This window comes from Candidatus Babeliales bacterium (assembly GCA_035288105.1).
GTDB lineage: Bacteria > Babelota > Babeliae > Babelales > Vermiphilaceae > SOIL31.
Window position 1 is genome coordinate 1 of the sequence record DATEAY010000080.1, and the last position, 3,181, is coordinate 3,181.

General features: G+C 35.5%; 2 protein-coding genes. One reads left to right on the forward strand and one right to left on the reverse strand.

The genetic code is table 11. The annotated features are described in order from the left end of the window. Positions 1-805, reverse strand: an 805-nt coding sequence (mutL, locus tag VJJ26_04760; GenBank protein ID HLC07469.1) for a DNA mismatch repair endonuclease MutL, incomplete at its 3' end; no start/stop codon positions are given. A 296-nt stretch (positions 806-1,101) separates the two neighbouring features. Between mutL and VJJ26_04765 the strand changes: the two genes are divergently transcribed. Further along, the coding region (locus VJJ26_04765; protein ID HLC07470.1) for a hypothetical protein at positions 1,102-3,181 on the forward strand (2,080 nt) is incomplete at its 3' end.

The following is a 3,181-nucleotide window of genomic DNA, read 5'->3' on the forward strand; positions in this document are numbered from 1 at the left end:
TGATTAATGCGCTGCTCAAATGCTGATTTTTTACCCAGCGTTTATTCACAAAAAAATAAATTCCACTTCTATCGTAGCGATACTGTTGGTGATCAGAAATAACACCATTAAGAGAAATATCTGCGTTGGTAGATATGGTAAGTAGATGTTTATGTGTTACTGGTTCGAATAATTGTAGTGCGCGGTCTTTTATATCATCAACTACAGGGCAATTATGTATCGGTTTACCTTCAGAGAACAGTGTAAAGTGAATATGTGGATAATCAAAACAAAAAGCGTTAAACAGCAGTTGTATTGCACGCCATTCTGTTTGCGTTGATTTTAAGAATTTTTTACGCGCAGGAACATTAAAAAAAAGATTGTGGATGCTAATATCGGTGCCCGTTGCACATGCAACAGAATTGACGTGCGCAATAGCGTTTGCTTCCATGAGCACTTGTGTGCCTTCTAAACTGCTTTCTTCTTTGGTGAGCAATGTAATTTTGCTGACAGATGCAACACTGGCAAGAGCTTCTCCACGAAAACCAAATGTATCAATTGATTCTAATTCATCAACACGAGTTATTTTACTCGTTGCATGACGGTCAAAACATTTTTGCGCATCAGTTGCATCCATTCCGCAGCCATTATCAATAATTCTAATGAGTTGTTTGCCGCCATCTTCAACATAGATACTAATGCGTGTTGCACCAGCATCAATGGAATTTTCGACTAATTCTTTGACGATATTTGCAGGACGTTCAACAACTTCTCCTGCTGCAATTTTTTGTGCTTCATGTTGTGATAATTGTTTTATTTTAGGCATGACGTTTTTCAAAAGTTAAGGTAATGGATTAATTAATTTCATCATATCAGATTTCGTTATATACTAAATCAAATTTTTAATTTTAACTAAAAAACATTTTCAGCAAGCATTGGATCAGCGAAAAGCAGAATGTTTAATGACCAAAGAATCTCTATTTGATTCTGAGCAATTTAGCAAAAAATTGCAAAATTGGAGTACCATTTTGTATATGACCCTTAATATCATTAGTCTAGTACGTTTGTGTCATGATTTTCTTGGCGGATCTGATCAGGTGAGCCCGAAAGAAATCACTCATCATGCTTAAAATAGAAAACTCTATTACTACGTTGTTGCTCATACTATTGTTGTCTATCCACAGTCCTATTATTGCATCAAAGATGGTTTTTTCTGCTATACCAAGTGAAAATTATACATATACCTTCGAGGTGAAAAAAACTCCAGATACGTATCAATATAAAGATCAAGAAATTAAACCTATGCCAATACATACGGGTATATCAGTAGAATATACGTCACGTGGAATAGATAATGACCAGAATATATGTGCTATCCCTGAAATACACAAGATAAATGCAGAGCCATTATTGCAAGGAAAATTTTCAGAAAAACAACAAAAAGAATGCTTTAAATCACTCGATAGTTTTAGCAATAAAAAATTTGTCCGTGAACAAGATATAGTGCACCCCGAGACAATGAGGGAAAGAGAACTAAGAAAGAAGGTATTCGATTCAGATATAGTTCTCAGAAATATATATTCTCCAGATAATATTAGTCGTGTGTTGAAACATCCTCTTGTACAAGCTCGTTTTGAACGTCTTACAAAGTATTTTAAATATAAAAGAGCAAAAGCGTGGAGGGAGAGTAAAATTCGTAAATATAATTGTATTCTACCGATTATAGATGCTTTAAAATCAGGACGAGTAGAACAGCTTATGAATGATATACATCATGCTGATTATGATACAGCGAGTAAAGCATTCCAGGAATTAAAGGCCTTGTTTTCCGTGGATGGTACATATATTTGTGATAATGCATATCCAGTAAATTTATTGGGAGTTGATATTCTGAGAATTGCTGCAGATGGCTTTACGACTCGTGGTGATTTTATAGTAAACCACATGGGTAAAGAGTGTTTGGATGAAATACAGCAATTCTCTCGGTTATGTAATGTTTTACAGAAAAAAAATGACATTGCTGCGCTTGAGAATCTTTATAAGCGTTTGGCGATTAAGGTGTCACTTAATGAAATGCCAAATATGGCTGATGAAATTTGTTTTGCTATAGCAGAAAGAGCTTTTAAAGATCCCATTAATCTTACATTTGGTAAAATTAGACATGGTTCATGGAATGAAGCATGTGCGGCATTGAGTGACTTAGAAGCCCAAGTAGAGCCGATGATAGAACAACCTCCGAGGATAATACCAGAGCAGGAATATCTACGAGAAAGTGTAATGTATAATTCTAGAATTGATCGTATTGCAGTGGCTCAAAAATTTCATAAAGCTCGTCCTGATTATCGGCCATTACCAAATTCTAAAAGTACAGTAAGCAATGAACATATTGCTATTACAGAATCTAGAAGTTTACCTGAAGTGCATGAAGAATTAGTTGATCTAAATCCACAGATTGAGCAAAAGATAGAAGAGAATAATTGTGAAGAATGTATTGAGCAACAAAAATGTTTAGAAAAAACATTTGAGAAAGAATTTTTTATTCCGATTGATGTACAAAATATAACGGCAGACATCCTTACTCGTAGTGATAGCTGCCATGCTGTTGCAAATGGCTTTGAGATTATTGCAAGACAAGTATTGGGTAATGCTAGTTTGTGCAATCTACAACATGTTGCTGATATGCAAGTATCAATTGATCAGTCGTTAGATATAATACGAGCACCAAAAAATGATGTGGAGTTTGTATTTCATGTGGCTACAGTTGATCATGTTTTAACTGATTTACAAACGCAATCTGAAGTTGTTGCTGAAGGCGGGCCAACACTGTGGGAAAGAACTCCTGGTTTACTAGCACGAGCAGTAACAATGTTTGTTTTAAGAGTTAATCCTGTTGAACAAGCGAAGGATTGGGGATCATTGGCTCTGATGGGAGTTAATCTCCTTGAGCAAGGAGTCTTGGCAGTTGGAGATGCAGCTCTGCATCCAATAACTACTGCAGAAAAAATCTACTATGCAACAGAAAAAGTTTGTGAATTTGTGATCAACACTGCTTGTTTTACTTCTGATGCAGTCAGTGACATATATCATTTGGCTCCAGAAGAGCGCTTACAACGAATGAATGATTATTGGCAGAAAGCAGAAGTATTTTATAAGACCATCGAGCCACATTTAACTGCAGAAAATATAGTTGATGTAACTGCTA